The sequence below is a fragment of the Acidovorax sp. WCS2018Noco2-16 genome (assembly GCF_031843945.1).
GTDB lineage: Bacteria > Pseudomonadota > Gammaproteobacteria > Burkholderiales > Burkholderiaceae_C > Paracidovorax.
In genome coordinates, this window is sequence record NZ_JAVTJJ010000002.1 from 665,240 (window position 1) to 691,374 (window position 26,135).

Below are 26,135 nucleotides of genomic sequence, written 5' to 3' on the forward strand. Positions count from 1 at the left end.
GTTGCACCGTAGCAGCAATCTCCCCCACGCCCACCCGTTGCAAGCCCGTTTGCGGTGCCGGCCTACAGGGCGGCTTCCAGCACCCTGCGACTCACCTCTGGCGTCACATCGCCATGTTCACCCAGCCGCACCAAGCCGTTGGCATGCAGCCGCGCGATGACGGCATCCACCGTTTCGCCGCCCAGGCGGTAGGCGGCCAGGCGCGTGGGCACGCCCAGGCTTTCGAAGAACGCGCGGGTGCGGGCAATGGCAGCGTCGATGCGTTCATCTTCATCGCCCTCACGTACATCCCACACGCGCTCGGCGTACTGCAGCAGCTTGGCGCGTTTGGGCACGCGGCGCTCTTGCAGCATGGCGGGCAGCACCAGCGCCAGCGTGCGGGCGTGGTCGATGTGGTGCAGCGCGGCCAGTTCGTGGCCGATCTGGTGCGTGGCCCAGTCTTGCGGCACGCCCACGCCGATCAGGCCGTTGAGCGCCAGGGTGGCGGCCCACATCAGCGAGGCGCGGTCGTCGTACACCGGCTCGGGCGCGGTGACGATGCGCGGGCCGACTTCGATCAGCGTGCGCAGCAGGCCTTCGGCGAAGCGGTCCTGCACGGGCGCGCCCACCGGGTAGGTCAGGTACTGCTCCACGGTGTGCACGAAGCCGTCGACCACGCCATTGGCCAGCTGCGCCGGGGCCAGCGTGTAGGTCTTGGTGGGGTCGAGCACCGAAAAGCGCGGGTAGGTGTGCGGGCTGCTGAAGGCCAGCCGCGCGCTGCGCGTGGGGTGCAGGATGACCGCGCGGTCGTTCATCTCGGAGCCCGTGGCCGGCAGCGTGAGCACGGTGCCAAAGGGCAGCGCCTGTTCAATGGCGGCGCGCCGCCCGGCCAGGATCTCTTGCGGGTCGCCCTGGAACGGCACCGCCGCCGCGATGAACTTGGCCGCGTCGATGACGGAGCCGCCGCCCACGGCCAGCAGAAAGCCGAAGCCGCCGGAGCGGGCCAGCGCCACGGCCTGCAGGCAGGTGTCCAGACGCGGGTCGGGCTCAATGCCGCTGAAGGTGTCGTGTGCCAGGCCGCGCGCTTGCAGTGCCGCGCGCACCCGGCCCAGCGTGCCGCTGCGCTCGGCGCTGGCGCCACCCACCAGGATCAGCACGCGCGCGCCGGCCGGTATGTGCTGACCGATGTCGGCCACGCGGCCCTGGCCGAAGAGGATGCGCGTGGGGTTGTGGAAGTCGAAGTTCTGCATGGCGGCGGTGGTAGCTAGGGGGTTCAGCGCGCGCGGATACTATCAAAAAAATAGCTGCAAACGCTTGTATATCAAGCGCTGCAGCCATTTTTACTATGAGCCCTGAGGGAGCCATAGCCCAATGCCAGTCAGTGAAGAAAAGACCGTTTGGGCTGAGCTTGCCTGTCCTGAGCTTGTCGAAGGGTCAAAGCCAGGGCAGGTGACTGCGAAAGCCCTTCGACAAGCTCAGGGCGAACGGGTTGAACTGACCGGCATTACGCTCCATGCCAATGCCAGGCAGTGAAGAAAAGTCCGTTCGGGCTGAGCTTGCCTGTCCTGAGCTTGTCGAAGGGTCGAAGCCGGGGCACGCCTATACGAAGGCCCTTCGACGGGCTCAGGGCGAACGGGTTTCACTGACCAGCAGATCAGTCCAGCTTCACCCCGGCCGCGCGGATGATCTCGCCCCAGCGCTTGGACTCGGCCCGCGACAGGGCCAGGAACTGCTCGGGCGTGCCGGGCAGCGCTTCCATGCCGAAGTCCTGCATCCGCTTGGCCACGGCCGGGGTGGCCAGCGCCTGGTTGATCTCGGCATTCAGCCGCTGGGTGATGGGCGCTGGCAGGCCGGCAGGCGCGACCACGCCCTGGAAGGCGTAGACCTCGGTGTCGGGCACGCCGGCTTCGGCCAGCGTGGGCACGTCGGGCAGCGCGGCCACACGGCGGCCGGCGCCGATGGCCAGCGCACGCACCTTGCCGGCCTGGATCACCGGCAGGCCGGCGGCCAGGTCCAGGAACATGCACGGCACCTGCCCGCCCATCACGTCCTGCAGCGCAGGCGCGGCGCCGCGGTACGGAATGTGGGTGAGGAAAGTCTTGGTGCGGTGCTTGAACATTTCCATCGCCAGATGGTGCGGCGAGCCGTTGCCGGGCGATGCGTAGTTGAGCTTGCCCGGGCTGGCGCGGGCATAGGCGATGAAGTCCTTCAGCGTCTTGGCCTCGAAGGCCGGGTGCACCACCAGCGCCAGCGGAAAGCGGCTCAGGCCCCCGACGTAGGTGAAGTCTTTTTGCGGGTTGAAGGGCAGCTTGCTGAACAGGTGTTCGTTGAAGGCCAGCAGTGCGTTGTCGGCCGACATCAGCGTGTAACCGTCAGGCTTGGCCGTTGCCACCAGCTGCGCGCCGATGTTGGTGGAGGCGCCCGGCCGGTTGTCCACCACGATCTGCTGGCCCAGCGGGCCGCGCAGCGCCTCGGCCACCGTGCGCGCCAGCACGTCGGTGCCGCCGCCGGCCGGGTACGGCACCACCCAGCGGATGGGCTGGGCGGGGTAGTCGGCCTGGGCGCTGGCCCACGGCACTGCGCTGGCGCCCGCAAGGGCCAGGGCGTTCTGAAGCAGGTGTCTGCGTTGCATGGTGTTTTGTCTCCTGGTGGGTCGGGAAGGTATGAATGCTGGTTGGACATCAGCGATCTGCTACTTCTTCGATAGCATGAAGCGCTTGCTGTTATTGCGCTAGCGGCACTTTTGGCTTGGAATCTGCTGGCGCCAGGGTGGGAGGCCGGGCCAGCGGGAACACTACCCGCTCGACGCGAAACCCCTGCGCCGCCAGCAGCGCAGGCAGGCCCTGGGGGCCGGTCATGTGCAGCGCACCTACGGCGGCGAACACGCTGCGCCCGCTGGCGTGCTGCGCCGCAATCGCGCGGGCCATGCCGGGGTTGCGCCCGTCCAGCAGGCGGTCGTAGAGCGCCCGATCAGCGGGCGTCTCGAGGCAGCGGCACCAGGCGGGGTAGGTTTCCAGCCGCTCCAGCCGGCCGTCGGCCCAGGCGTTGGCCAGTTGGGCGGCTTGCGCGCCGGCATCGCCGCGCTCGAGCTGCTCGAGCCCGCTGCGCACCATGTCGGCCACCTGCGCGGGGTCGTCGGAGAGTATTTCGCGCAGCTGCTGCTCGGGCGTCTCCAGGCCGATGATGGGTTTGCCGATGGATGACGCGGCCACGGCAAGCCAGGGGTCGATGCCGTAGGCAGGGTCGAACCCTTCGCGCCGGGCTGTCAGCGTGGCCAGGGTGAGCAATTGGGCCTCTGGGCGCAGCGCCTTCACCGCGTCGTCCACGCAGGCCACCTGCCGCTGGGCCGCCAGCCGGCGCGCCACTTCCGTAGGCAGCGGCGGCGCGCCCGGCCGCGCGCGCATGGCCTGCGTGAGCGTCTCCATCACCGCCGTATCCAGCACATTGAGTTCCAGCGCCAGCACGTCGGCGCTGCGCAGCGCGTTGCGCACAGTGGGGCCGGGCAAAAGCCAGTCGCGCCGCGCCACGTGCAGCGTGCCGTAGAGCCAACTGGTGCGGCCGTCGCGCTCAAGCCGCCACAGCAGGCCGCGGTCCTGCACGGTGCGGGCCAGCTCGGAGAGCGCCTGTTCGTTAACGGGTTGCGGGGTGGGCGGGCACGCGGCGTCCTGGCTGGGGCCAGCTGCAACAGCGGCGGTGGCCCACAGAGGCAGCACCAGCGCGCAGCCCCGCAGCAGTCTGCCCAGCAGGCGGCGCATCAGACCGGCGCCGCGATGGCCTGGTCGATGGCGCCGAACAGGCTTTGCCCTGCGGCGTTCTTCATCTCGATGCGGATGGTGTCGCCGAACTTCATGAATTCGGTGGTGGGCTTTCCGCTTTGAATGGTTTCGATGCAGCGCTGTTCGGCAATGCAGCTGTAGCCCTTGGGCCAGACCATGCGGTCGCCCTGCTGCACGCCCTGGTTGCTGACGGTGCCGCTGCCCACGATGGAGCCTGCGCGCACGTTGCGCGTCTTGGCGATGTGGGCGATCAGCTGGCCGAAGTGAAAGGTCATCTCCGGGCCGGCTTCGCACTGGCCGACCTTGCGGCCGTTCCAGGTCGATTCGAGCGTGAGGTGCAGACGGCCGCCCTGCCAGGCAGCGCCCAGCTCATCGAGCGTGACGGCGACCGGGCTGAAGGCGGTGGCGGGCTTGGCCTGCAGAAAGCCGAAGCCCTTGGCCAGCTCGGCCGGGATCAGGTTGCGCAAGGAGACGTCGTTGGCAATCATCACCAGGCGAATGCCGTCCAGCGCCTGTTCGGGGCTGACGCCCATCTTCACGTCGCCGGTGATGACGGCGACCTCGGCCTCGAAGTCGATGCCCATCGCCTCGCTGGGCACGATCACGTCGTCGCGCGGGCCGATGAAGTCGTCGCTGCCGCCCTGGTACATCAGCGGGTCGGTGTAGAAGCTCTCGGGCACCTCGGAGTTGCGGGCTTTTCGCACCAGTTCGACGTGGTTGATGTAAGCAGAGCCGTCGGCCCATTGGTAGGCGCGCGGCAGCGGGGCCATGCACTGGGCGGCGTCAAACGGAAACGCGTGGCGCGCGCGGCCGGCGTTAAGCTGGTCGTACAGGTCCTGCAGCTGGGGCGCGAGGAAGTTCCAGTCGTCCAGCACCTGCTGCAGGCGGCTGGCGATGCCGGTCGCATAATGGGCCGAACCCAGATCGCGGGAGACGACCACCAGTTGGCCGTCACGGGAACCATCCTTGTAAGTGGCGAGTTTCATGCCTTGCGCTCCTTGTCTCCGATCTCCGTGGTCAGCCGCTTTGCCGACCACGAATTACGAATGGGTTAATTGATTTAACTAAACAGAACTCACAAATTCTAGTGCAGATGGACAAGGAACGGGCCGGCATCCAGTCGGTGGAAGTAGGGTTCGCGCTGCTGGACGGGCTGACCCGCGCGCGCGGCCCGCTCATGCTGAAAGACCTGGCCGCCACGGCCGGCATGAGCGCGGCCAAGGCGCACCGCTATCTGGTGAGCTTTCAACGGCTGGGCCTGGTGGTGCAGGACGCGCGCACCGCCCGCTACGACCTGGGGCCGGCCGCGCTGAAGCTGGGCCTGGCGTCGCTGGCGCGGCTGGACGCGATGAAGCTGGCCCGCGAACGCATTCCCGACCTGATGGAAGCCGTGGGCCACACGCTGGCGCTGGCCGTGTGGGGCAACCGGGGGCCGACCATCGTGCACTGGGAAGAGTCCGCCCAGGCCGTCACCGCCAACCTGCGGCTGGGCGATGTGATGCCGCTGCTGTCGTCCGCCACAGGCCGCTGCTTTGCGGCCTATCTGCCGCGCGAAGCCACCGCTGGTCTGGTGCAGGACGAACTGCAACACGCCGCCCGCCTGGGCCGCACCGACCTGCCCACCGACGACGCCGCTGTCGACGCGCTGCTGCAGGAGGTGCGCGAGCGTGGCTGCGCCCGTGTGGTGGACACATTGCTGCCCGGCATCGTCGCCTTCTGCGCGCCGGTGTTCGATGCCGACGGGCACCTGGCGCTGGGCATCACCACGCTGGGCTCCATCGCCACGTTCGACCCGGCCTGGGACGGCGCCGTGGAAACCCCGCTGCGCGAAGCCGCCCTGCGCTTGTCGAGCGACCTGGGGCGTGCCGATGACGCCAGCCCAAGGCGCTGAGGCGCGCAGCCGGAGCCCTTAGCTGATGCCGCGCCGCGTGCTGCTGGCCCTGGTCTGCGCCGTGCTGGCGCTGCACCTGCTGGCACTGCGGCATCTGCCGCTGGGCGGCTCTGCAGCCGGCGCAGCGCCGCAGCGGCTGGCGTTCCAGACGCGCACGGTGGAGCCGCCTGCGCCGCCACCTGCTCCTCCCGCACCAGTCCTGGCTGCGCCCGCCAAAGCAAAGCAGCCTGCACCGACCAAGGCGCAGCGCCCGCCCGCCCCACGGCCACGGCCGGCGCCGCGTCCACCGGCCCCGCCCCCCGCACCGACGCCTGCGGTGGAGCCCACGGAATCACCGCAGCCGGCAGCCGCTGACATGGCGACATCGATCGCCAGCCCTTCAGGCGAGGAGGGGCTGGCACTCCCGGACGACGCGAACACGGCCGCACTCGCTGATGCGACTTCTGCTGCAGCGCCAGCCCCTGCGCCCACGGCCTCCGCACCTGTCGCGGCGGCTTCCACAGCCGCAGCCACGGCCTCCAGCCCAGCAACACCCGCATCGACCACCGTGGCAGACAAGCCGGCCAGCGAAGACACCGGTGCCGGCATCACCATTCAGGCACCGGGCACCGCACGACCCACCGCCGAAGCCGAGGCGCCGCCAGTGCGCCTGCCCGCATCGGCCCGCCTGCGATTCGAGGTGACCGGCGAAGCCAAGCGCTTTCACTACAACGCCAATGCCGAACTGCTGTGGCGCAATCTCGGTGCCACCTACGAGGCGCGCCAGGAGGTCAAAGCGTTCTTGCTGGGTTCGCGCTCGCAGACCAGCACCGGACGCCTCACGCCCCAGGGCCTGCAGCCGGTGCGCTTCGGTGACCGATCCCGCAGCGAGCAGGCGGCGCATTTCGATCACGAAGGCCACGTCGCCACGTTCAGCGCCAACACGCCCAGTGCGCCCATCGGCGCGGGTGCGCAGGATCGCCTGAGCGTGTTCATCCAGCTGGGTGCACTGCTGGCCGCGGCCCCCGACCGCTACCCTCCCGGCACGCAGATCACCGTGACCACGGTGGGCGCGCGCAATGCCGACCGCTGGGCCTTCACCGTGGAAGGCACTGAGACGCTGGAGCTGCCTATCGGCCCCACCCCGGCACTGAAGCTGCAGCGCCTGCCCCGCAGCGACCGCGATCGCGACCAGAAGGCCGAGCTGTGGCTGGGCACCGGTCTGGGCTACCTGCCGGTACGCATTCGCATCACCCAGTCGAACGGGGACTTTGCCGACCTGGCCCTGCGCGAAAACGAGGCGCCCTGACGTCTATGCGCAGCGAACTGTGCGCCTGCAGCCACCCTCGCGTCGGACGCCGCGCCGAATCACGGCCGCCCAAGCCCCTTGAGCCCAAAACGCCGCGCTTTCCGTGAAATACTGTGTTCCAGCAGTGACCCCGAATGCGGGGCTTGAACTCCACCCGGAGGCTGCCATCTGAGTGGTACTGAAATCGCAGCGGTCCCGCCGGGGCCGACGGCTTTTTCCGTGAATGCAATGCAAAGCACTGAACGAGGGAACGCCATGCACATGCTCTACGACTCCGAATCTTTCGTGGTGGTCCACATGCAACCGGACGCCGCCCAGGCCGAGGCAGACTCATCCTCCGCCGCCTCGCCGCTGGTGCCCCAGCTCGCCCGCCATGGTTTCGAGATCGTGGACAAGCGCTCTGGCAAAGAGGTTTACCTCGACGGCTCCTGGGCCGAGATGTTCCAGGAACAGATCCTGGCCTGGCAGCGCGAGACGCCCACGCAGGAAGAAGTGGACGACACGCTCGACGGCTATGCGGGTTTGGCGCAAAACCCGGTCATCGTTCACTGACCGGAAGGCCGGGAGGGCTGAACTCTTCCGACCGGCGGCACACACTGGCGATACGCCCAAGAAACGTCAGGACTCGCTGTCGGTTCCGGTTTGTTGGACCCATCGAGCCCCCGAAGCCGTGACTCGGTAGCGTTGGCTTCTGCTGTTCGGCTTGTCGGGCATCGTCATCTCCACCCAGCCTTGTGCCATGGCCGGCGTCAGGTAAGCGCGGCGAAAGTGCTCCGCGTGCTTGAGTCCCAATGCGTCTTGCAGCGCAGCGCGGGACATGTCCCCCTTCAAAACCTTCAATAGTCGATCGACTTCCGTGGTGACTTCCGCGGTGACTTCCGCGGTGACTTCCGCGGTGAAGGCTTTATGCGTCACCAAAGGATGTACCGGCAGTCGCACAACGAAGGATGAGCGCTCCTCATCGGTTTCGAACGTCGGTGCCGGCGATCCATTAACGCGCATGGCCTTGAGGATTTTCGGAATGCCCGTGGCGCGTCCTTCGGTGAGCTTGAGTTCCTTCAGAAACTCACCGATGCGCCGATTCCGGTAGCGGCGGCTGACGGCGCGGCCCGCCTGCAGATCTTGCAACCGCACAGAACGATCCGGGCCGGGAAAGCTCAGTATCACCAGCTCGTCCGGGCTGATGCGAACTTCCACAGGCTCCTGAATTTCATAACTGCGGTGATACACCGCATTCACCAAGGCCTCTTCCACGGCAGCGAACGGGAAATTCCAGAACCGTGTCGCCTGCGCCGAGTGCGGGTGCTTGGTAATCGTCTCGTGCAGATAGTTGCGCTGCAGGTAGTCGAGTGCTTCGCGCACCGTGCGTGCCAGCGGCCCCTTGAACGGCTTCTCGATAATGGCATCGCCGCCTGGCCCTTCAGGGAAAGCCACCACATCCACTTGAGCCCCAGGGAAGAAGTCAGCGGGCTTTTCACTGAAGAACAACAGCCCGACGTTCTTGGGCCAGGGAGACTCTGCAGGGCCTCCGACGATGTTCATCTGACTGCCGAGCGCTTCTATCGACAGATCTCCCGCTTCGTCGGCTAACGCGCTGTCCACCTCCTGCAAGAACGAGCGCATCAAAGGCCGGGACAGCGAAGTCAAAGGCGCCGACTGGTGGAACCGGTCGTCCCACGGCACCTTGGCCGTAAGGCTCAACAATTCCTGCTCGATTTCGCCCTTGGCCTGCACGGTGCTGCTGTACCGGCGAACGTAGGCGTGCCACACCTTGTGCTTGGCGGTTACCGCTTCAGGCGCCTTGTAGGGCCGGTTTTGCCCGCCCGGCGCCCAAAGCACTATCAGGCTCCGGTCTTGCACGACCTCCAGGCTCAGCAAAGGAAAGTAAGGCGGCTGTATCAGCTGGCACGCGGCAAGCAGTTCCCGCTGGATCTTGTCCAGTTGATTGGATGCCAATCCTTTGGGAGGAAAGATGGGCAGGCCATCGACATCACAGTCCTGCCCGATCACCACATAGCCGCCGCCCAGGTTTTCAAAGTCGTTGGCGAATGCACACAGCGTGCGAAGGATGGCGTCTGGATTCCAGCCTTCTTTGTACTCAATACGCTCGCCCTCCACCGTGCGCTGCTGCAGCAGATCGAGCAGATTGATGGGCAGCTTGGAAGGCAAGGGCTGGGACATGGCCGGCAGAATCTAGCATGGGCCTCCCACGCTCTCACTATCAGTCAGGCTGCGAGTGGTTTCGTCCGTAGATCAGCCGATACATCGGCGCCACCAGCAGCAACACCGCGATCAAGCGGCACACCTGAAAGGCCGTCACCACCGGCACGCCCAGTTGCAGCACCTTGGCGGTGATCGACATTTCTGCGATGCCGCCCGGTGCAGTGCTCAGCACCATGGTCACCCAATGCTGTCCTGTCGACCAGGCCAGCAGCGCGGCAAAGGCGCCGCACAGCAGCATCAAGACCACAGACCCGATAGCGACCGAGGCCAGCCAGCGCGGCGCGGTGTGCAGAAAGTCGGCTCGAAACCGCACGCCCAGGCTGACGGCAATCACCAGCTGCGCCGCATTCAACAGCGCCTGCGGTACCGCCGACAGCGTGATGCCGGCAATGGACAGCCCCATGGCCACCAGCAGCGCGCCCATGAACCACGGGTTGGCGCGGCGCAGCCGGTCCATCGCCAGCGCGCCCGCACCGGTCAGCACGACCAGCAGCGCCAGGCCGGCGGCGTCCACCGCTCGCACCGATGGCGGCAGCAGGTCCAGGCCGTGCAGGCCGCTCCACTGCAGCGCGAAGGGAATCGTCAGCGTGACGATGATGAGCCGCAGGCTGTGGCTGGCGGCCACCAGGTCGGTACGGGCATGTTCGCGCTCGGCCAGCAGCGTCATCTCCGACGCGGCGCCCACGGCCCCGGCGAAGTAGCTGGTGGCCCGCATCATCGGGGCGGGCACGCCGTGCATGCGCGGTGCGTGCAGCCGGTACAGCCAAGCGCCGAACAGCCAGCCCAGCAGCAGCGCCCAGACGATGCCCAGCGCAATCGCCCACCACAGGCTGGCGACCAGGGCCGCGACCTGCGGCGTGAAATAGAGCCCGAGCGCGGTGCCGATGGTCCACTGCCCGGCATTGCGCAGGCGCCGGTCGCTGTCGGTGGGCGCGCCGGCGATGGACAGCAGCGCGGTGGCCAGTAGCGGGCCGATCATCCAGGGCAGCGGCGTGTGCAGCGCGATGCAGGCCTGCGCTGCGGCGAAGGCGGCGGCAAGCGTCCAGGCAATGCGAAAGAAGTAAGGCCAGAGTGAGCCAAGTCGCAGAGAACGCATGGGAACGGGACAGCGGAAACCGCCCAGTATCGCCGCGCGCCCACCGCAGGGCAGGCAGCGGATACCCTGCACAAAATATGAGTCAAATAGACCTCTAGCGCTTATCCATAAAGCGTTAGTAGCTACTATTTAAATAGCAATCGATTAGACAGCCCCACGGCGGCGGGCCATCTCGTGCCCCATGGACTGCACGGTGCTTTGTGCCAGCACCGCCTGTGCAGCGGGGTAGACGGCGCCCTCTTCGTGGCAGATGTGATCGGCGTGGAGGGCGATGTAGCGGTCGAACGCGGCCTCGTGCGACGGCTCAAAACCGGCCATCTCGCCCGCTGCCAGGGCAGCGAGCGGCACGCGGGCTTGCGCCCAGGCAGCGGCCATGGTGGTGTGGTCGCGCTGCAGTTGCGCCACCTGGGCCGCCAGGCTGACCGCAGCCGCATCGTCGCGATGGGCGGCCGCGTGCGCCAACAGGGGCGGGAACACGTGCAGCTCTTCGTCTTCATGATGCAGCGGCGCGGCGATGTCGAAATAGCGCAGCACGTCGCGAGCGGCCTCACGAGCGGAATCATCGGCCCCCTGGGAGCGCACGTGGGCGCAGAGCCGGGCCAGCAGGTCTAACGACCGTTGCACGCGTTCGTGGCAGGCTTCGAGCATCTCGAAGGGCTGCTCAAAACCCACACCGGGCGAACGCAGCCCGGGCACAGCGGTACGTGATGTCATGGCTTGCGCCTTTTTTTTAACTCAGTCTCCGAACCGGACAGGCTCGCCGCGCCGGTCGAAGGCAATGGCCTGGCTGAAAAGGCCCATGCGAACGGCTTCTGTCAGCTGGTCCAGGGCCGGGCCCGCGTCTTCGGTGGTGGGCGCCCGGCCCGCCTTGCCCGACAGCGCGGCGGTGAACACCAGCACCCATTCCTGCCCGGGCTGGCCGACTTCGCCAGCCTCCTTGGTCAGCGCGGCAAAGGAGCCGATCTCGTCGGGCGTCTTGTCCACGCACATCAGCGGAACGGGGGAGCCGCCCTCGCCTGCGGCAAACCCGGCGCGCTCGGCAGGGCTGGCGTCGTCGGGCAGCTCGACGCCGGCGAAGACGAGCAGCAGGCGCTGCGGCTCAGGCTGGGTGCGCGCGGCGGCTAGCAGATCGTCGAAGTGGGAAATGGGCAGATGCATGAAAAGCTCGTGGGTCAGGAGATGGAAAGAATGGATCGTCAGCGTTCCAAGCGCGTCGTCAGCCGCCGTACGCCACGCCCGGCACGGTGCCGCCCTGGGGCTGCAGCGTCGACAGGTAGGTCTGCGGTGCAGGGCGTGGCGGCGGCGGCTTGGGCGCAGCCGGGCGGCCCACGCTGATGAAGCACAGCGCCTGCTCGGCATCGCCCAGCGCGAACAGCTGCCGCAGGGCGCGCGAATGCATCGCCTTGCCGCTGGTCAGCGCCGAGCCGAAGCCGTGCGCCGTCGCCATCAGCAGCATGTTCTGCACCGCGCAGCCGGCAGAGATGAGCCGTTCGGCCAGATCGATGGCGGGATCGCCGCAGGTGGAGTCCACCACGGCCAGCAACAGCACGGGCGCGCGCCCGGCTTTTTCGCGCGCCTGGGCGATCTGCTCGGGCAGGGCTGCGGCGTCGCGCTCGACCAGGGCCTGCGCGAACGCCTCGCCCAGCGCCGCGCGGGCGTCTTGCGGCACCAGCACGAATCGCCATGGCTGCAGCCGGCCATGGTCGGGCGCATGCGCCGCCGCGCCGAGGATGGACGCCAGCTGCGCAGCGTCGGGGCCAGGCGTGCCCAGGCGCTTGGGCAGCAGCGTCTGGCGCGCCTGCATCAACGCGCCGGCCAGATCGGGCGCCTCAGGAATGCGGGCTGTTGGGTGCGAAGAAGGCATGCAGGAAGGATCGGTGAACGAAGGCGAGGACTCAGCCGCAGCTTCCCAGGTGGCCGCACTGCGTGCAGTAGTCGCAGCCGTCTTTGCGGATGACCGCATGCGCGCCGCATTCGGTGCACTTCTTGCCGGCCATGGCAGGTGGTAGGCCAGCGGCCAGCGGCGGCTCGTCGAGCGGCAGCACCTGTTGCTGCATGGGCGATGCGGCTCGCAGGCTCAGGATGTTCTGAATGGCGTAGCCCATGGCGGCGACCTCCGATTCGTGCCACAGCGGCACCTGCGTGCCGTCGTCCTTGCGGTGAGTGCCCAGCCGCACGGGGCCGCGGTCCCATGCGACCTTGCGCATGTCGGACAACGCCCGCTCCAGAAAGCCGCCGCGTGCGGCCAGCGACAGAAGCCGCATGCTGGAAGTGATCCACTGCTGCGACTCGCCGCTCTGGCCCACGGGCATGAAGAACTCGATGGCGCGGTCCACCGTGCCGCCGCGCCCGTCGGGCACGGGCAGGAAGGAGACGATCAAATAGAGCGTCTTGTGGCCTTCCTGCGTCCAGTATTCGAGCTTTTCCGCCACGGCGGAGAGGCCGCCTTTGGGACGGCTTTCGATCACCGTGCGAAGTGGGTCTATGAGCACAGAAGCAGGCGCGGATGCGGGCGCTTCGGCAGGTGCTGCCGCGGGCGCGATGACTTCCAGCACCGATCCCAGGATGGTGTTGGGCCGGTAGGTCGCCAACCCTTTCAGCCCGGCGTGCCAGGCTTGCACATACAGGCTCTTGAACTCGTCATAAGGGGTGTCGGCCGGCACGTTCACCGTCTTGGAGATGGCGGTGTCCACATAGGGCTGCACCGCTTCCATCATGGCGATGTGCTCGGTGGCCGACATGGCCAGGGCCGAGACGAAATATTCGGGCAGCGGGACGTCGGTGCCAGGTGCCTTGCCCAGCAACGCGTGGTACAGGCGCCATGCGTGGTCTTGCACCGAATATTCGCTGGTGCTGCCGTCGGACTCGCGCTTGCGGCGCGTGTACGTCCACGAGAACGGTGGTTCGATGCCGTTGGAGGCGTTGTCGGCAAAGGCCAGGCTCACCGTGCCGGTCGGCGCGATGGACAGCAGGTGGCTGTTGCGAATGCCGTGCTGGCGAATCAGCGCCTGGATCTCGGCCGGCAGGCGGCTGGCGAAGGTGCCTTCGGCCAGGTAGCCCTTGGCGTCGAACTTGGGAAAGGCGCCTTTTTCGCGCGCCAGATCCACCGATGCGCGATAGGCCGCGTCGCGCAGGCTGCGTGCGATGCGCACGGCCATCTCGCGCCCCTCGGGCCGGTCGTAGCGCAGCCGCAGCATGGCCAGCGTGTTGCCCATGCCCGTGAAGCCCACGCCGATGCGCCGCTTGGCAGCCGACTCTTCCCGCTGCTGCGGCAGGGGCCAGAAGGTGACGTCAAGCACGTTGTCCAGCGCGCGTACCTGGGTTGCCACAGCAGCCTCGAATGCGCTGAAGTCGAAGGTCGGTGCCTCGCCCTGCACGCCGAACGGGTCGCGTACGAAACGGGTGAGGATGATGGGGCCGAGGTCGCAGCATCCATAGGGCGGCAAGGGCTGCTCGCCGCACGGGTTGGTCGCAGCGATGTCTTCGCAGTAGCGCAGGTTGTTGTCTTCGTTGATGTGATCGAGGAACAGGATGCCTGGCTCGGCGAAGTCGTAGGCCGACTGCATGACCGTGTCCCACAGCTCGCGCGCGGGCAGGGTCTGGTAGACCCATTGGCCGTCCGCGCGGCGGTGCGCGCCCTGCGCCTTGAGCGCCGCGCCAGGCTCCGCACGGTGGATCAGCTGCCACTGCCCGCCCGCTTCCACGGCGGCCATGAATTCACCAGGCACGCCGACCGATACGTTGAAGTTGTTCCAGCGGCCGGGCGTGCGCTTGGCGGTGATGAAGTCCAGCACGTCCGGGTGGTCGATACGCAGCACGCCCATCTGCGCGCCGCGCCGCGCGCCGGCGCTCTCCACCGTGGAGCAGGACTGGTCGAACACGTTGATGTAGCTGCAAGGGCCCGAGGCCTGCGACGCCGTGCCTTTGACATAGGCGCCGCGCGGGCGGATGCGCGAGAAGTCGTAGCCCACGCCACCGCCGCGCCGCATGGTCTCGGCGGCTTCGCGCAGGGCTTCGTAGATGCCGGGGTAGCCGCCGTCGTCCACACCCTGGATGCAGTCGCCCACCGGCTGCACGAAGCAGTTGATGAGCGTGGCCTGGATGTCGGTGCCCGCCGCGCTCATGATGCGGCCGGCGCCGATCGCGCCGGCACGCAGGTTGGCCAGGAACAGGGCCTCGTGGCGGGCGCGCTGGTCTTCGGGCTCGACCGAGGCCAGCGCGCGGGCCACGCGGGCGAACAGCGCCTCGGCGTCCTGCTCGTCAGCCTTGAGGTACTTCTCGCGCAGCACGTCCAGGCTGATGGGTTGGGTGGAAAGCACGTCCGCCGCTGCGGGCGTGACGGGATGAGGGTCGCGTTTCATGTCGATGCTGCTCCGCTGGAGGCCACCCACCCCGGGCGGCGAGCCGTATTTGTACACCCCGACCCGGCGGGTGCGGGGGCGAATGTCCATTCAGTCGGCGAGGATCTGGCCATCGTGTTCCACATAAGGGTGGTAGGGGCCGGTACCGCTGTGCAGCGCACTGGAGGCAGCGACGAAGCCGCCCTGTTGCACGTCAAATACATGCACTTCTCCATCTTCAATGACGTAATGCCAGCCGTGCAGGCTGACCTGGCCGGCCTGCACGCGGCGGCGCACCATGGGGTAGTCCATCAGGCGCTCCAGTTGCAGCACCACGGCGCGCTGCTCGGTGCGGCGCAGGGCCTCGGGGCTGGGCTGCACGGGCAGCGCCGCTTCGCGGCCCAGTTCCAGCCAGCGCTGCAGGTTGTGCGCCTCGGCGGGCACGTCGGCATACAAGGCCTTGATGCCACCGCAGTGGCTGTGGCCGCACACGATGATGCGGCTGACCTGCAGGCTGAGCACCGCGAATTCGATGGCCGCCGCCGTGCCATGGTGGCCGTGCGATCCGTCATAGGGCGGCACGAAGGCGCCTACGTTGCGCACCATGAACAGCTCGCCCGGCCCGGCGCCCGTCAGCAGGTAAGGCACCAGCCGCGAATCGGAGCAGCCGATGAACAGCGTCTTCGGGTGCTGGCCTTCGGCGACCAGATCCTGAAAGCGCTGCTGATGCAGCGGAAAATAGTCGGAATGAAAGCGCTGCAGCCGCTGTAGCAGCTCGTCTTCGCCCACAGGCCCCATGGCGGAAAAGTGTTCAGCGGGCATGCCTGCAGCGATGGCAATGGCTGTCTTGGGCGCCGTTACTGAACGAGCGGCGATGCCGCCTCGTCGAGTTCCACGCCCTGCACGTCGGCTTCGGCGGCCAGCACCTGGATGCACTGGCGCAGCGCGGTGATCCACGACTGCTGGCGCAGCGCATGCTGCACGGCGCCGCGCACCGATTCGTAGGGCAGATCAGCGCCGGGGTCGCGCTCCATCACCTCGACCACGTGCAGGCCGAAGCGGCTGTGCACCAGGCGCGGCAGCACGCCGATCTCGGCATGGCCGAAGATCTCGCGCGCCATCTCGGGCGCGCACTCGTCGTTACGCGTCCAGCCCAGATCGCCGCCCTGCTCGCCGCTGGGGCAGTTGGAGAGCTTGCGCGCAGCGGCAGAAAAAGCGTCGACGCCAGGGCCGCTGGTGTCGTCATAGCAGCGCACGTCCAGCAGGCAGGCCTCTGCGCGCGAGCGCAGCGCAACCACGTCCACCCCGGGCGTGACCGCGAAGAGCACGTGCCGCATGCGCACGCGCTCGCCCTGGCGGTAACGCGCGGCATGGGCCGAGTGGTGGCGCCGGCAGGCCTCGTCGGTGGGCTCGGGCACCTGCAGGTGCTGCTCAAGCCAGCGTTCGATAGCGTCGCTGGCGGCTTCGCTGACGGCGCCGACCACGGGCGCGGGGTCGTCCTGGACCAGCAATCCGTCGCGCTGCGCGGCCTGGCGCAGCAACTCGGTGCAGGCGCGCTGGCGCACTTCTTCGGCAGCGAGCGTCTCGCCCGTGGCGAGCAGCGGCACGCCGTTCACGGAGGCCGCAACGGCAGCGGCCGTCAGGGTAATGGCATTCATGGCATGGGCTCCTGCAAAACGTTCAGCGCCGGGCGCGGGGGTTGTCGATGGCGCCCTTCACCGTAGGCGAAGGCACGGCGCTGGGCTGGGCTGGCAGGTTCTGGCCGGCTGGCACGTTCAAGCGCCGCGAACGCACCACCTGGTGGGGGCGGAACAGATAGGTCACGGCGCCGAAGCCGCTCCACACGTGCACCAGCCGGCTGAACGGGAACAGCAGGAAGATCGTCACGCCCAGCACGATGTGCACCTGGAAGGACCAGTGCAGCCCGGCCAGGGCGGTGGCGTCCACCGGCCGCAGGGTGACGATGCGCTGCGCCCAGTCGGCCAGCAGCAGCATGGCGCTGCCGTCGGTGTGCTGCAGCGACTGCGGCAGCGTGAGCAGTCCCAGCGACAACTGCACCCACAACACCAGCAGCACGGCAATGTCGGTGGGGTGGCTGGTGTAGCGAATGCGCGGGTCCGTGATGCGGCGGTACAGCAGCATCGACAGCCCCACGAAGCAGACGGCCCCTGCCACGCCGCCGGCGGACACCGCCAGCAGCTGCTTGGTCGACGCGCTCATGAAGATGCCGTAGACGCTGTGCGGCGTGAACAGGCCCACCATGTGCCCGAAGAACAGGAACAGCACGCCGAAATGAAACAGGTTGCTGCCCCAGCGCAGCAGGCCCGAACGCAGCATCTGCGATGAATCGCTCTTCCAGCTGTACTGGTTCTGGTCGAAGCGGATCAGGCTGCCGACTACGAAGACGGCAAAGCACACATAGGGGTACACCTGGAAGAGAAAACCGTGCAACGTGGTCATGACGTCGCTCCTTGCGAAGGGTTCTTGGGCATGCGCACGATGCGCACGGGCTGGGGCTGTCCGGGGCTGGCCTGGCCCGCGGTGGAGCAGCCATCGAAGGCCATCGGTTCGGCCCAGCTCTCGTCGATGGGCGGCTCTGTGGCGATCGGCACTTGCTGGGCCTTGTGGCCTGCCAGGTCCAGCAGGGCGCCGAGCACGCAGGCATAGCCGCTGCCGCGCTCGCGCAGGGCGCCGAAGATGCCGTTGAGCAGGTGCGCGATCTCGCCCAGAAAGCCCCGCGCCTCGCGCTGCGGCTGGGTAGAGACGAACTCCAGCACGGCCGGCAGGTAGTCGGGCAGCTCGTCTTCGCTGAGCAGCAGCCCGGCCTGGGCGTAGGTTTCGCCCAGATCGATCATGGCGGGGCCCCGGTCGCGCGAATCACCGTGAACATGCTCGAACAGGTGCAGCGACGTGGCCCGGCCCCGGTCGAACAATTCGACGTAGTCGGTCTCGACCTCCAGCGTGTCGCCCCGGCCCAGTTGGTGCACGAACGCCGCGATCTCCGCGCGGCGGGCGGTAGACAGCACGCCATCGGCGGCCAGCAGCGCGTCGATCTCGTAGAGATGGGCGCGCAGATCGGCGTCCGGGTAGCCGAGCAGGGCCGCCAGCACGCGCAGGGTGACGGCGCCGGGATGGCGCCCCGCCACCCGCTGCGTGGCCGGGATGTTGTGCGGAGCGGCCGCAGCCGAAGGGGCCGCGTGGGTAGCGGCATGGGTGGTTGCGTGCATGGTCAAACCTCCGCCTTGATCGGGATGGTGCGTTTCTTGTCGACGCCGAACAGGCTCACGTCGCTCACCCCGTCGGAGCAGCCGTTGCCGAAGCTGAAGCCGCAGCCGCCGCGCACGTTGAAGGCGTTCTCAGCGTATTCGCGGTGCGTCGTCGGGATGACGAAGCGGTCTTCGTAATTGGCGATGGCCATCACGCGGTACATGTCCTCCACGTCGGCCTGGGTGATTCCCACCTGGTTCAGCACCGCCGTGTCTTCAAAGCCGTCCACGTGCTTGCCGCGCTGGTAGGCGCGCATGGCCAGCATGCGCTCGAGCGCGCGCACCACCGGCGCCGTGTCACCGGCCGTGAGCAGGTTGGCCAGGTACTTGACCGGAATGCGAAGCTGGTTGACGTCCGGGATCTGCCCGTTCACGCCCAGGTGACCTGCGTTGGCGGCCGAGCTGATGGGCGAGAGCGGCGGCACGTACCACACCATGGGCAGCGTGCGGTATTCGGGGTGCAGCGGCAGCGCCACCTTCCAGTCCACCGCCATCTTGTAGACCGGGCTGTTGCGGGCGGCTTCCATCCAGTTGTCGGGAATGCCGTCGATGCGGGCCTGCTCGATCACGGCCGGGTCGTGCGGGTCCAGGAAGATGTCGAGCTGCGCCTGGTACAGGTCGCGGTCGCGCTCCACGCTGGCGGCTTCCTGGATGCGGTCGGCGTCGTACAGCAGCACGCCCAGGTAGCGGATGCGGCCCACGCAGGTTTCCGAGCACACCGTGGGCTGGCCCGACTCGATGCGCGGGTAGCAGAAGATGCACTTCTCGGCCTTGCCGCTCTTCCAGTTGTAGTAAATCTTCTTGTAGGGGCAGCCCGACACGCACATGCGCCAGCCGCGGCACTTGTCCTGGTCGATCAGCACGATGCCGTCTTCCTCGCGCTTGTAGATCGAGCCCGAGGGGCACGACGCCACGCACGCCGGGTTCAGGCAGTGCTCGCACAGGCGCGGCAAATACATCATGAACGTGTTCTCGAACTGCGCGTACATGTCCTTCTGGATGTCGTCGAAGTTCTTGTCCTTGCTGCGCTTGCTGAACTCGCCGCCCAGGATTTCTTCCCAGTTCGGGCCCCAGACGATCTTGTCCATCTGCTTGCCGGTGATGAGGCTGCGCGGCCGCGCCGTGGGCGAGGTGCGCATTTCAGGGGCGGACTGCAGATGGGCGTAGTCGAACGTGAAGGGCTCGTAGTAGTCGTCGATCTCCGGCAGGTTCGGGTTGGCGAAGATCTTCATCAAGAGCTTCCACTTCGCGCCCTGGCGCGGCTGGATGCTGCCGTCGGCGCGGCGCACCCAGCCGCCGTTCCAGCGGTCCTGGTTCTCCCATTCCTTGGGGTAGCCGATGCCGGGCTTGGTCTCGACGTTGTTGAACCAGGCGTATTCCATGCCCGGGCGGCTGGTCCAGACGTTCTTGCAGGTGACGGAGCAGGTGTGGCAGCCGATGCACTTGTCCAGGTTGAGCACCATGCCGATCTGTGCGCGGATTTTCATGCGGTTTCTCCTTGGTCCAGCGTGGGCTTGATGAGGTGGTCGGCCACGGGCGTGTCCAGCCAGTCGATCTGGTTCATCTTTCGCACCACCACGAACTCGTCGCGGTTGGTGCCGATGGTTCCGTAGTAGTTGAAGCCGTAGCTGAACTGCGCGTAGCCTCCGATCATGTGGGTCGGCTTGAGCACGATGCGGGTCACCGAGTTGTGGATGCCGCCGCGCAGGCCGGTGATCTCGGAGCCGGGCGTGTTCACGATCTTTTCCTGGGCGTGGTACATCATCACCATGCCCGGCTTGACGCGCTGGCTCACCACGGCACGGGCCGCAATGGCACCGTTCACGTTGAACAGCTCGATCCAGTCGTTGTCTTCGATGCCCACCGATTTCGCGTCGTCCTCGCTCATCCAAACGCAGGGGCCGCCGCGGCTGAGCGTGAGCATCAGCAGGTTGTCGGTGTACGTGGAGTGAATGCCCCACTTCTGATGCGGCGTGATGAAGTTCAGCGCGATCTCGGGGTTGCCGTTGGGCGTGCGGTCCTGCATCTGCGCCGTGGTCTTCAGATCGACCGGCGGGCGATAGCTGGTGAAACCTTCGCCGAAGGCGGTCATCCACGGGTGGTCCATGTAGAACTGCTGGCGGCCGGTGAGGGTGCGCCATGGGATCAGCTCGTGCACATTGGTGTAGCCGGCGTTGTAGCTGACGGTTTCGCTCTCGATGCCGCTCCAGGTGGGCGAGCTGATGATCTTGCGCGGCTGGGCCTGCACGTCGCGAAAGCGGATCTTCTCGTCCTCGCGGTACAGCGCCAGGTGCTTGTGTTCGCGGCCGGTCTGTGCGCTCAACGCCTCCCAGGCCTTGACGGCAACGTGGCCGTTGGTCTCCGGGGCCAGTTGCAGGATCACTTCGCAGGCATCGATGTCGGTTTCGATGCGCGGCATGCCTTGGGTTACGCCGGGGGCCGTCACCAGACCGTTGAGCTGGCCGAGCTGTTCGACCTCGGTCTCGGTGTTCCAGGCAATGCCCTTGCCCCCATTGCCCACCTTGTTCATCAGTGGCCCCAAGGCCGTGAAGCGCTTGTACAGGTTCGGATAGTCGCGCTCGACCACCATCATCTGCGGGCCGGTCTTGCCGGGAATGAACTCGCACTCGCCACGTGCCCAGTCGGCCACGCCGAAGGGTTGGGCCAGTTCGGCCGGCGTGTCGTGGGCCAGCGGGGTGAGCACCAGATCGCGCTCCACCCCCAGGTGGCCGGGGCAGATCTCGCTGAATTTCTTGGCGAAGCCCTTGTAGATGTCCCAGTCGCTGCGCGCCTGCCAGGCCGGGTCCACCGCCGTGGACAGCGGGTGGATGAAGGGGTGCATGTCGCTGGTGTTGAGGTCGTTCTTCTCATACCAGGTGGCGGTGGGCAGCACGATGTCGGAATACAGGCACGTGGTGCTCATGCGGAAGTCCAGCGTGACCAACAGGTCCAGCTTGCCCTCCGGCGCCTTGTCGTGCCAGACGACCTCCTTGGGCTTGGCTTCATCCGCACCCAGGTCTTTGCCCTGCACACCGTTGCTGGTGCCCAGCAGGTGCTTGAGAAAGTATTCGTGACCCTTGCCCGACGAACCCAGGATGTTGGAGCGCCACACGAACATGTTGCGCGGCCAGTTGTCGGGGTGGTCGGGGTCGGTACAGCTCATGGTGAGCGTGCCGTCCTGAATGGCCTTGACCGCATAGGCCTTGGGATCCATGCCTGCGGCCTGCGCGTCGAGCACCACCTGCAGCGGATTGGTCTGCAGTTGCGGCGCCGACGGCAGCCAGCCCATGCGTTCGGCGCGCACGTTGTAGTCGATCATGCTGCCGCCGAACTGCGCCTTGTCGGCCAGGGGCGAGAGCACCTCTTCCACGCCCAGCTTTTCATAGCGCCACTGATCGGTGTGCGCGTAGAAGAAGCTGGTGGAGTTCTGCTGCCGCGGTGGACGAATCCAGTCCAGCGCAAAGGCCAGCGCCGTCCAGCCGGTCTGCGGGCGGAGCTTTTCCTGGCCCACGTAATGCGCCCAGCCGCCGCCGCTCTGGCCGATGCAGCCGCACATCATCAGCATGTTGATGACGCCGCGGTAGTTCATGTCGCAGTGGTACCAGTGGTTCATGGCCGCACCGATGATCACCATCGAACGCCCGCGCGTCTTGTCGGCGTTCTCGGCGAATTGGCTGGCCACGGTGATCAGCTGCGCTCGCGGCGTGCCGGTGATCTTTTCCTGCCACGCTGGGGTGTACGGCGTGTCGTCGTCGAAGCTCTTGGCGGCGAATTCACCGGGCAGCCCACGCGCCACGCCGTAGTTGGCCACCTGCAGATCGAACACCGTGGCCACCAGCACATCGCCGCCCAACAGCTGCAGGCGCTGCACGGGCACGGTGCGCACCAGCACGTCGGATTGCACGTTGGCGGTGAAGTTTTCAGTGGTGATGCCGCCGAAGTAGGGAAAGCCCACGCGGGCGGTTTCCACATCGGCATCAATGCGCTCGACGCCGTCTTCGCCTTCGAGCAGCGACAGCTTCAGCCGCACTTCGCTGCCGTCCTCGGCGTTCTTCGCTTCCAGGTTCCACTGCCCCTGGTCGGCGCGGCCGTCGGCACCCCAACGAAAGCCGATGGCGCCTTGCGGCACCACCACGCGGCCGGCCGCGTCGAAGGCCACGGTCTTCCAGTCGGGGTTGTTGCCCTGACCCAGGGCGCCGTCGAAGTCGGAAGCGCGCACGTACCGGTCCGGCACCATCACGGTCTGGCCGTCGGGCAGCTCGTGCGCCTTCAGCGTGACCAGCATGGGCATGTCGGTATAGCGCCGCACGTAGTCGTCGAAGTACGTGCTGCGTGCGCCCTGGTCAGGGAAGTAGAACTCTTTCAGGATCACGTGGCCCATGGCCATGGCCACGGCAGCGTCGGTGCCCTGCTTGGGGTTCATCCAGATGTCGGCCAGCTTGGCGACCTCGGAATAGTCGGGCGTGACCGCGACCGTCTTCGCGCCTTTGTAGCGCACCTCGGTGAAGAAGTGGGCGTCGGGCGTGCGCGTCTGCGGCACGTTGGAGCCCCAGGCAATGATGTAGCTGGAGTTGTACCAGTCGGCCGACTCGGGCACGTCGGTCTGCTCGCCCCACACCTGCGGGCTGGCCGGCGGCAGGTCGCAGTACCAGTCGTAGAAGCTCATGCACACGCCGCCGATGAGGCTTAGGTAGCGCGAGCCGGCCGCGTAGCTGACCATCGACATGGCGGGAATGGGCGAGAAGCCGATGATGCGGTCCGGCCCGTGGCGCTGGATGGTGTGCACGTTCGCGGCGGCGACGATCTCGTTGACCTCGTCCCAGCTGGACCGGGCAAAGCCGCCGAGGCCGCGCACGCTCTGGTAGTCATGCCGCGTGGCGTCATTGCCCACGATGGAGGCCCAGGCCTGCACCGGGCCCAGCGTCTGCCGCGCCGCGCGCCACGACTTCAGCAGGCGTGCACGCACCATGGGGTACTTCACGCGGTTGGCGCTGTAGAGGTACCAGCTGTAGCTGGCACCGCGTGCGCAGCCACGCGGCTCGTGGTTGGGCATGTCCCAGCGGGTGCGCGGGTAGTCGGTCTGCTGCGTTTCCCAGGTGACGATGCCGCCCTTGACGTAGATCTTCCACGAACACGAACCCGTGCAGTTCACGCCGTGCGTGGAGCGCACGACCTTGTCGTGCGCCCAGCGGTTGCGGTAGGCGTCTTCCCAGGTGCGGTCTTCACCGGTAACCTGGCCGTGGCCTTTGGAGAAGGTTTCACGCGACTGCGAGAAGTAGGTGAGGCGATCGAGAAAGTGACTCATCGTGGTTCCTTGGGTGTTGTTCTGATGGCTGTGCTGCGGCAAAGGGCGACGACGCGTTCAGCAGGGCATTTCGGCGTTGGGGCGCGCGTAATAGCGCCACGTGACGGCGATGCAGACGAGATAGAAGGCCGCGAAAGTCCACAGGGCCAGCTCGGGGCCGCCGGTCGCGGCGATGGAGCTGCCGTAGCTCTTGGGAATGAAGAAGCCCCCGTAGGCCGCCAGCGCGGCGGAAAACCCCAGCGCAGCAGCGCCTTCGGTGTTGCCGTCCTTGATGGCCTGCGCGTGGGCGGCGTCGTCGCCAGCAGGCACCTCGCGCAGCTTCAGGTTCAAAAAGATCACCGGAATCATCCGGAAGGTCGAGCCGTTGCCGATGCCGGTGGTGAGGAACAGCACCAGGAACATCAGGAAGAAGCCGGCAAAACTGCCTTCGGCCGGCCCGAAGGGCAGCACGTAGCCGCCCGAGCCCTTGGGCAGAAAGAACAGCACGCCCACCACGGCAGCGGCCATGACGGCGAAGTTCCAGAGCGTGACGCGCGCGCCGCCCAGCTTGTCGGCCAGCCAGCCACCCACCGGGCGAATCAGCGCGCCGACCAGGGGGCCGAGCCAGGCATAGGCCAGCGGGTTCACTTCAGGGAACAACGCCTTGATGAGCAGCGGAAAGCCGGCCGCGAAGCCGATGAACGAGCCGAAGGTGCCCAGATACAGAACGCACATCAGCCAGTTGTGCTTGCGCCGGAAGATGGCGGCCTGTGCCGCAAACGAGGCCTTCGCATCGGCGATGTCGTTCATCCCAAACCACGCCGCCAGCGAGGCCAGCACGATCCACGGCACCCAGATGAATGCGGCGTTCTGCGTCCAGACCTGCACGGCCTGGCCGTTCTTCACCATGGTCTGCGCATCGCCCCCGAAGATGCCGAAGATGCCGGCCGTCACCACCAGCGGGCTGAGGAACTGCACCACCGACACGCCCAGATTGCCCAGGCCCGCGTTCACGCCCAGTGCCGAACCCTTGCGCTCCTTCGGAAAGAAGAAGCTGATGTTGGCCATGCTGGAGCTGAAGTTGCCGCCGCCCAGGCCGCACAGCAGCGCCAGGCCCAGCATGGTGGGGTAGGCGGTGGTGTTGTCCTGCACCGCATAGCCGATGCCGATGGCCGGAATCAGCAGCGACGCGGTGGACAGCGCCGTCCAGCGCCGCCCGCCCACCAGAGGCACCATGAACGAATAGAAGATGCGCAGCGTGGCGCCCGAGAGCGCCGGCGCGGCCGCCAGCCAGAAGAGCTGGTTGGTCGAATAGCGAAAGCCCAGGCCGGGCAGGCTCACCGCCACCACGCTCCAGACCTGCCAGATGGCAAAGGCCAGGAACAGCGCGGGCACCGAGATCCACAGGTTCAGCTTGGCGACTGCGTCGCCTTCGCGTTCCCAGAACGCCTTGTCTTCCGGCGTCCAGAGGGTGAGCAGGCGCCCCTGGCGGCCGCTGCGGGAATGGGTGGAGCGTTGGGACATGAAAGTGTCTCCTGGTCAGCAGTCAGCGGACGGCTTGGCGGTTGAAGCCGGCTGGCGCGTCGGCCAGCAAGTCGGTGCGGCGCACCTCGGTGAAATACATCCAGATAAGCGACACCCACACCACGCCGTACATCAACATGAAGGCGCTGGAGCGCACGCCGGTCCAGTCCATCAACACGCCGAACAGGATGGGTAGCACGAAGCCGCCCAAACCGCCCGCCAGGCCCACGATGCCGCTGATGGCGCCGATGTTCTGCGGGTAGTCGTCGCTGATGTACTTGAAGACGCTGGCCTTGCCGAAAGCCCAGGCGATGCCCAGCACGAACATGAGGCCGGTGAATGTGTAGACGTTCAGGCCGATGTGGAAGGTGCGCGGCCCGTCCACGGTCAGCACGGTGAAATCGGTCTGCGGGTACGACAGCAGGAAGAGGCACACCCAGCTGACCCACAGCACCCACCAGGTGACGCTGTGTGCGCCATATTTGTCGCTCATCACGCCACCGATGGCGCGCAGCACACCGCCCGGCAACGAGAAGCAGGCGGCCAGCAGAGCAGCCACGCGGATGTCCAGGCCATATTCGCCCACGTAGTACTGCACCATCCAGAGCGACAGCGCTACGTAGCCACCGAAGACGATGCTGTAGTACTGGCAGTACTTGAGCACCTTCGGGTCCTTCAACGCGCGCAACTGCGCTGCGAACGACGTCCGGGTGGACACGCGGTGCGAAGGGTCGCTGTGGCTGAACAGCCAGAACAGCACCAGCGTGCCGAGCATGATGGCTGCGTACACGTGCGGCACCATCGTCCAGCCAAAGGCCACCAACAGCACCGGGGCGACGAACTTGTTCACCGCGGCGCCGGAATTGCCTGCGCCATAGACGCCCATGGCCATGCCCTGGCGGTGCCGCGGAAACCAGCGCGCCACATAAGGCGTGCCGACCGAGAAAGCGCCGCCCGACAGCCCCACGAACAGACCGGCGACCAGAAAGTGCCAGTATTCGGTGGCGTAACCCATCATCCAAATGGCGGGAACCGTCAACGCCATCAGCACGGCCATCACGACGCGCCCGCCAAAGCGGTCCGTCCAGATGCCCAGCGGCACGCGCACCAGCGAGCCGGTCAGCACCGGCATTGCCGTCAGCAGGCCGAACTGCGTGGACGTCAGGTTCAGCATCTTGCGGATGGGAATGCCGATGACGCCGAACATCATCCAGACCATGAAGCACACCGTGAAGGCCAGCGTGCTGACGATGAGAACGGACCAAGCCTGCCGCGTGTGGCGGGAGCTGTCCTGAAGGGGGAAGGCGCGATCTGCCATGAAGTGGCTCCTAGCTTGTGGCATGGGTCCATCGTCCCCGTGCCACGGCTTCACGCACATCCCCCTGAGGACTACCTGCCCTGCAGCAGAAGAACTACTCCCGGCCACATCCCTCGTTCAAAAGAACTATGCGCAACCGTTCCATGCCTC

At 67.0% G+C, this 26,135-nt stretch carries 21 protein-coding genes; 3 read left to right on the forward strand and 18 right to left on the reverse strand.

Annotation, left to right across the window (positions count from 1 at the left end; translation table 11 throughout):
- Positions 1-62 precede the first annotated feature (62 nt).
- From RQI28_RS08430 to RQI28_RS08445, 4 genes are all read right to left on the reverse strand, one after another.
- Positions 63-1,229, reverse strand: coding sequence for an iron-containing alcohol dehydrogenase (locus tag RQI28_RS08430; protein WP_311223009.1), 1,167 nt, complete (start codon positions 1,227-1,229; stop codon positions 63-65).
- 404 nt (positions 1,230-1,633) lie between these two features.
- Positions 1,634-2,611: a tripartite tricarboxylate transporter substrate binding protein gene (locus tag RQI28_RS08435; protein ID WP_311223008.1), complete on the reverse strand. Its 978-nt coding sequence runs from the start codon at positions 2,609-2,611 to the stop codon at positions 1,634-1,636.
- Positions 2,612-2,702: 91 nt separating this feature from the next.
- Complete coding sequence (locus RQI28_RS08440; RefSeq protein ID WP_311223007.1) at positions 2,703-3,734, reverse strand: TraB/GumN family protein; 1,032 nt, start codon at positions 3,732-3,734, stop codon at positions 2,703-2,705.
- On the reverse strand, positions 3,734-4,741 hold the full coding sequence (locus RQI28_RS08445; RefSeq protein WP_311223006.1) for a fumarylacetoacetate hydrolase family protein: 1,008 nt from the start codon (positions 4,739-4,741) through the stop codon (positions 3,734-3,736). The genes RQI28_RS08440 and RQI28_RS08445 overlap by 1 nt, the downstream gene beginning before the upstream one ends.
- A 107-nt stretch (positions 4,742-4,848) precedes the next feature.
- Between RQI28_RS08445 and RQI28_RS08450 the strand changes: the two genes are divergently transcribed.
- The 3 genes from RQI28_RS08450 (at position 4,849) to RQI28_RS08460 (ending at position 7,486) form a co-directional block, all read left to right on the forward strand.
- On the forward strand, positions 4,849-5,646 hold the full coding sequence (locus RQI28_RS08450) for an IclR family transcriptional regulator (protein WP_311223005.1): 798 nt from the start codon (positions 4,849-4,851) through the stop codon (positions 5,644-5,646).
- Between the two features lie 25 nt (positions 5,647-5,671).
- Positions 5,672-6,934, forward strand: coding sequence for a DUF3108 domain-containing protein (locus tag RQI28_RS08455; protein ID WP_311223004.1), 1,263 nt, complete (start codon positions 5,672-5,674; stop codon positions 6,932-6,934).
- Positions 6,935-7,189: 255 nt separating this feature from the next.
- Entirely contained in the window at positions 7,190-7,486 is a 297-nt protein-coding gene (locus tag RQI28_RS08460; RefSeq protein WP_311223003.1) for a DUF3567 domain-containing protein, read from the forward strand.
- 66 nt (positions 7,487-7,552) lie between these two features.
- Here the strand turns inward: RQI28_RS08460 and RQI28_RS08465 are convergent, their stop codons facing one another.
- The 14 genes from RQI28_RS08465 to RQI28_RS08530 all read right to left on the reverse strand — a co-directional run bounded on the left by RQI28_RS08465 (position 7,553) and on the right by RQI28_RS08530 (position 25,985).
- A complete protein-coding gene (locus tag RQI28_RS08465) occupies positions 7,553-9,115 on the reverse strand; it encodes a Fic family protein (protein ID WP_311223002.1) in 1,563 nt (520 codons plus the stop codon).
- A 40-nt stretch (positions 9,116-9,155) separates the two neighbouring features.
- A complete protein-coding gene (locus RQI28_RS08470) occupies positions 9,156-10,253 on the reverse strand; it encodes an AbrB family transcriptional regulator (RefSeq protein ID WP_311223001.1) in 1,098 nt (365 codons plus the stop codon).
- Between the two features lie 144 nt (positions 10,254-10,397).
- Positions 10,398-10,967: a hemerythrin domain-containing protein gene (locus tag RQI28_RS08475; RefSeq protein ID WP_311223000.1), complete on the reverse strand. Its 570-nt coding sequence runs from the start codon at positions 10,965-10,967 to the stop codon at positions 10,398-10,400.
- A gap of 21 nt (positions 10,968-10,988) precedes the next feature.
- The gene (locus tag RQI28_RS08480; RefSeq protein WP_311222999.1) at positions 10,989-11,411 is read right to left on the reverse strand and encodes a ribonucleotide reductase subunit alpha; all 423 of its coding nucleotides are present in this window, start codon (positions 11,409-11,411) and stop codon (positions 10,989-10,991) included.
- A 58-nt stretch (positions 11,412-11,469) separates the two neighbouring features.
- Entirely contained in the window at positions 11,470-12,117 is a 648-nt protein-coding gene (locus tag RQI28_RS08485) for a nitroreductase (protein ID WP_311222998.1), read from the reverse strand.
- Between the two features lie 31 nt (positions 12,118-12,148).
- On the reverse strand, positions 12,149-14,614 hold the full coding sequence (locus tag RQI28_RS08490) for an adenosylcobalamin-dependent ribonucleoside-diphosphate reductase (protein WP_311222997.1): 2,466 nt from the start codon (positions 14,612-14,614) through the stop codon (positions 12,149-12,151).
- Between the two features lie 90 nt (positions 14,615-14,704).
- Positions 14,705-15,415 (reverse strand): carbonic anhydrase, encoded by a 711-nt coding sequence (locus RQI28_RS08495; RefSeq protein ID WP_311222996.1) that lies wholly within the window; start codon positions 15,413-15,415, stop codon positions 14,705-14,707.
- Between the two features lie 35 nt (positions 15,416-15,450).
- The gene (locus RQI28_RS08500; RefSeq protein ID WP_311222995.1) at positions 15,451-16,251 is read right to left on the reverse strand and encodes a peptidylprolyl isomerase; all 801 of its coding nucleotides are present in this window, start codon (positions 16,249-16,251) and stop codon (positions 15,451-15,453) included.
- A 22-nt stretch (positions 16,252-16,273) separates the two neighbouring features.
- Positions 16,274-17,053, reverse strand: a complete 780-nt coding sequence (narI, locus tag RQI28_RS08505; RefSeq protein ID WP_311222994.1) for a respiratory nitrate reductase subunit gamma — start codon at positions 17,051-17,053, stop codon at positions 16,274-16,276.
- Entirely contained in the window at positions 17,050-17,820 is a 771-nt protein-coding gene (gene narJ / locus RQI28_RS08510) for a nitrate reductase molybdenum cofactor assembly chaperone (RefSeq protein ID WP_311222993.1), read from the reverse strand. The genes narI and narJ overlap by 4 nt, the downstream gene beginning before the upstream one ends.
- Before the next feature lie 2 nt (positions 17,821-17,822).
- A complete protein-coding gene (gene narH, locus RQI28_RS08515) occupies positions 17,823-19,346 on the reverse strand; it encodes a nitrate reductase subunit beta (RefSeq protein WP_311222992.1) in 1,524 nt (507 codons plus the stop codon).
- Positions 19,343-23,164: a nitrate reductase subunit alpha gene (locus tag RQI28_RS08520; protein ID WP_311222991.1), complete on the reverse strand. Its 3,822-nt coding sequence runs from the start codon at positions 23,162-23,164 to the stop codon at positions 19,343-19,345. Before RQI28_RS08520 ends, narH begins: the two co-directional genes overlap by 4 nt.
- A 57-nt stretch (positions 23,165-23,221) precedes the next feature.
- The gene (locus RQI28_RS08525) at positions 23,222-24,667 is read right to left on the reverse strand and encodes an MFS transporter (protein WP_311222990.1); all 1,446 of its coding nucleotides are present in this window, start codon (positions 24,665-24,667) and stop codon (positions 23,222-23,224) included.
- Between the two features lie 22 nt (positions 24,668-24,689).
- Positions 24,690-25,985 (reverse strand): nitrate/nitrite transporter, encoded by a 1,296-nt coding sequence (locus RQI28_RS08530; protein WP_311222989.1) that lies wholly within the window; start codon positions 25,983-25,985, stop codon positions 24,690-24,692.
- Positions 25,986-26,135 lie beyond the last annotated feature (150 nt).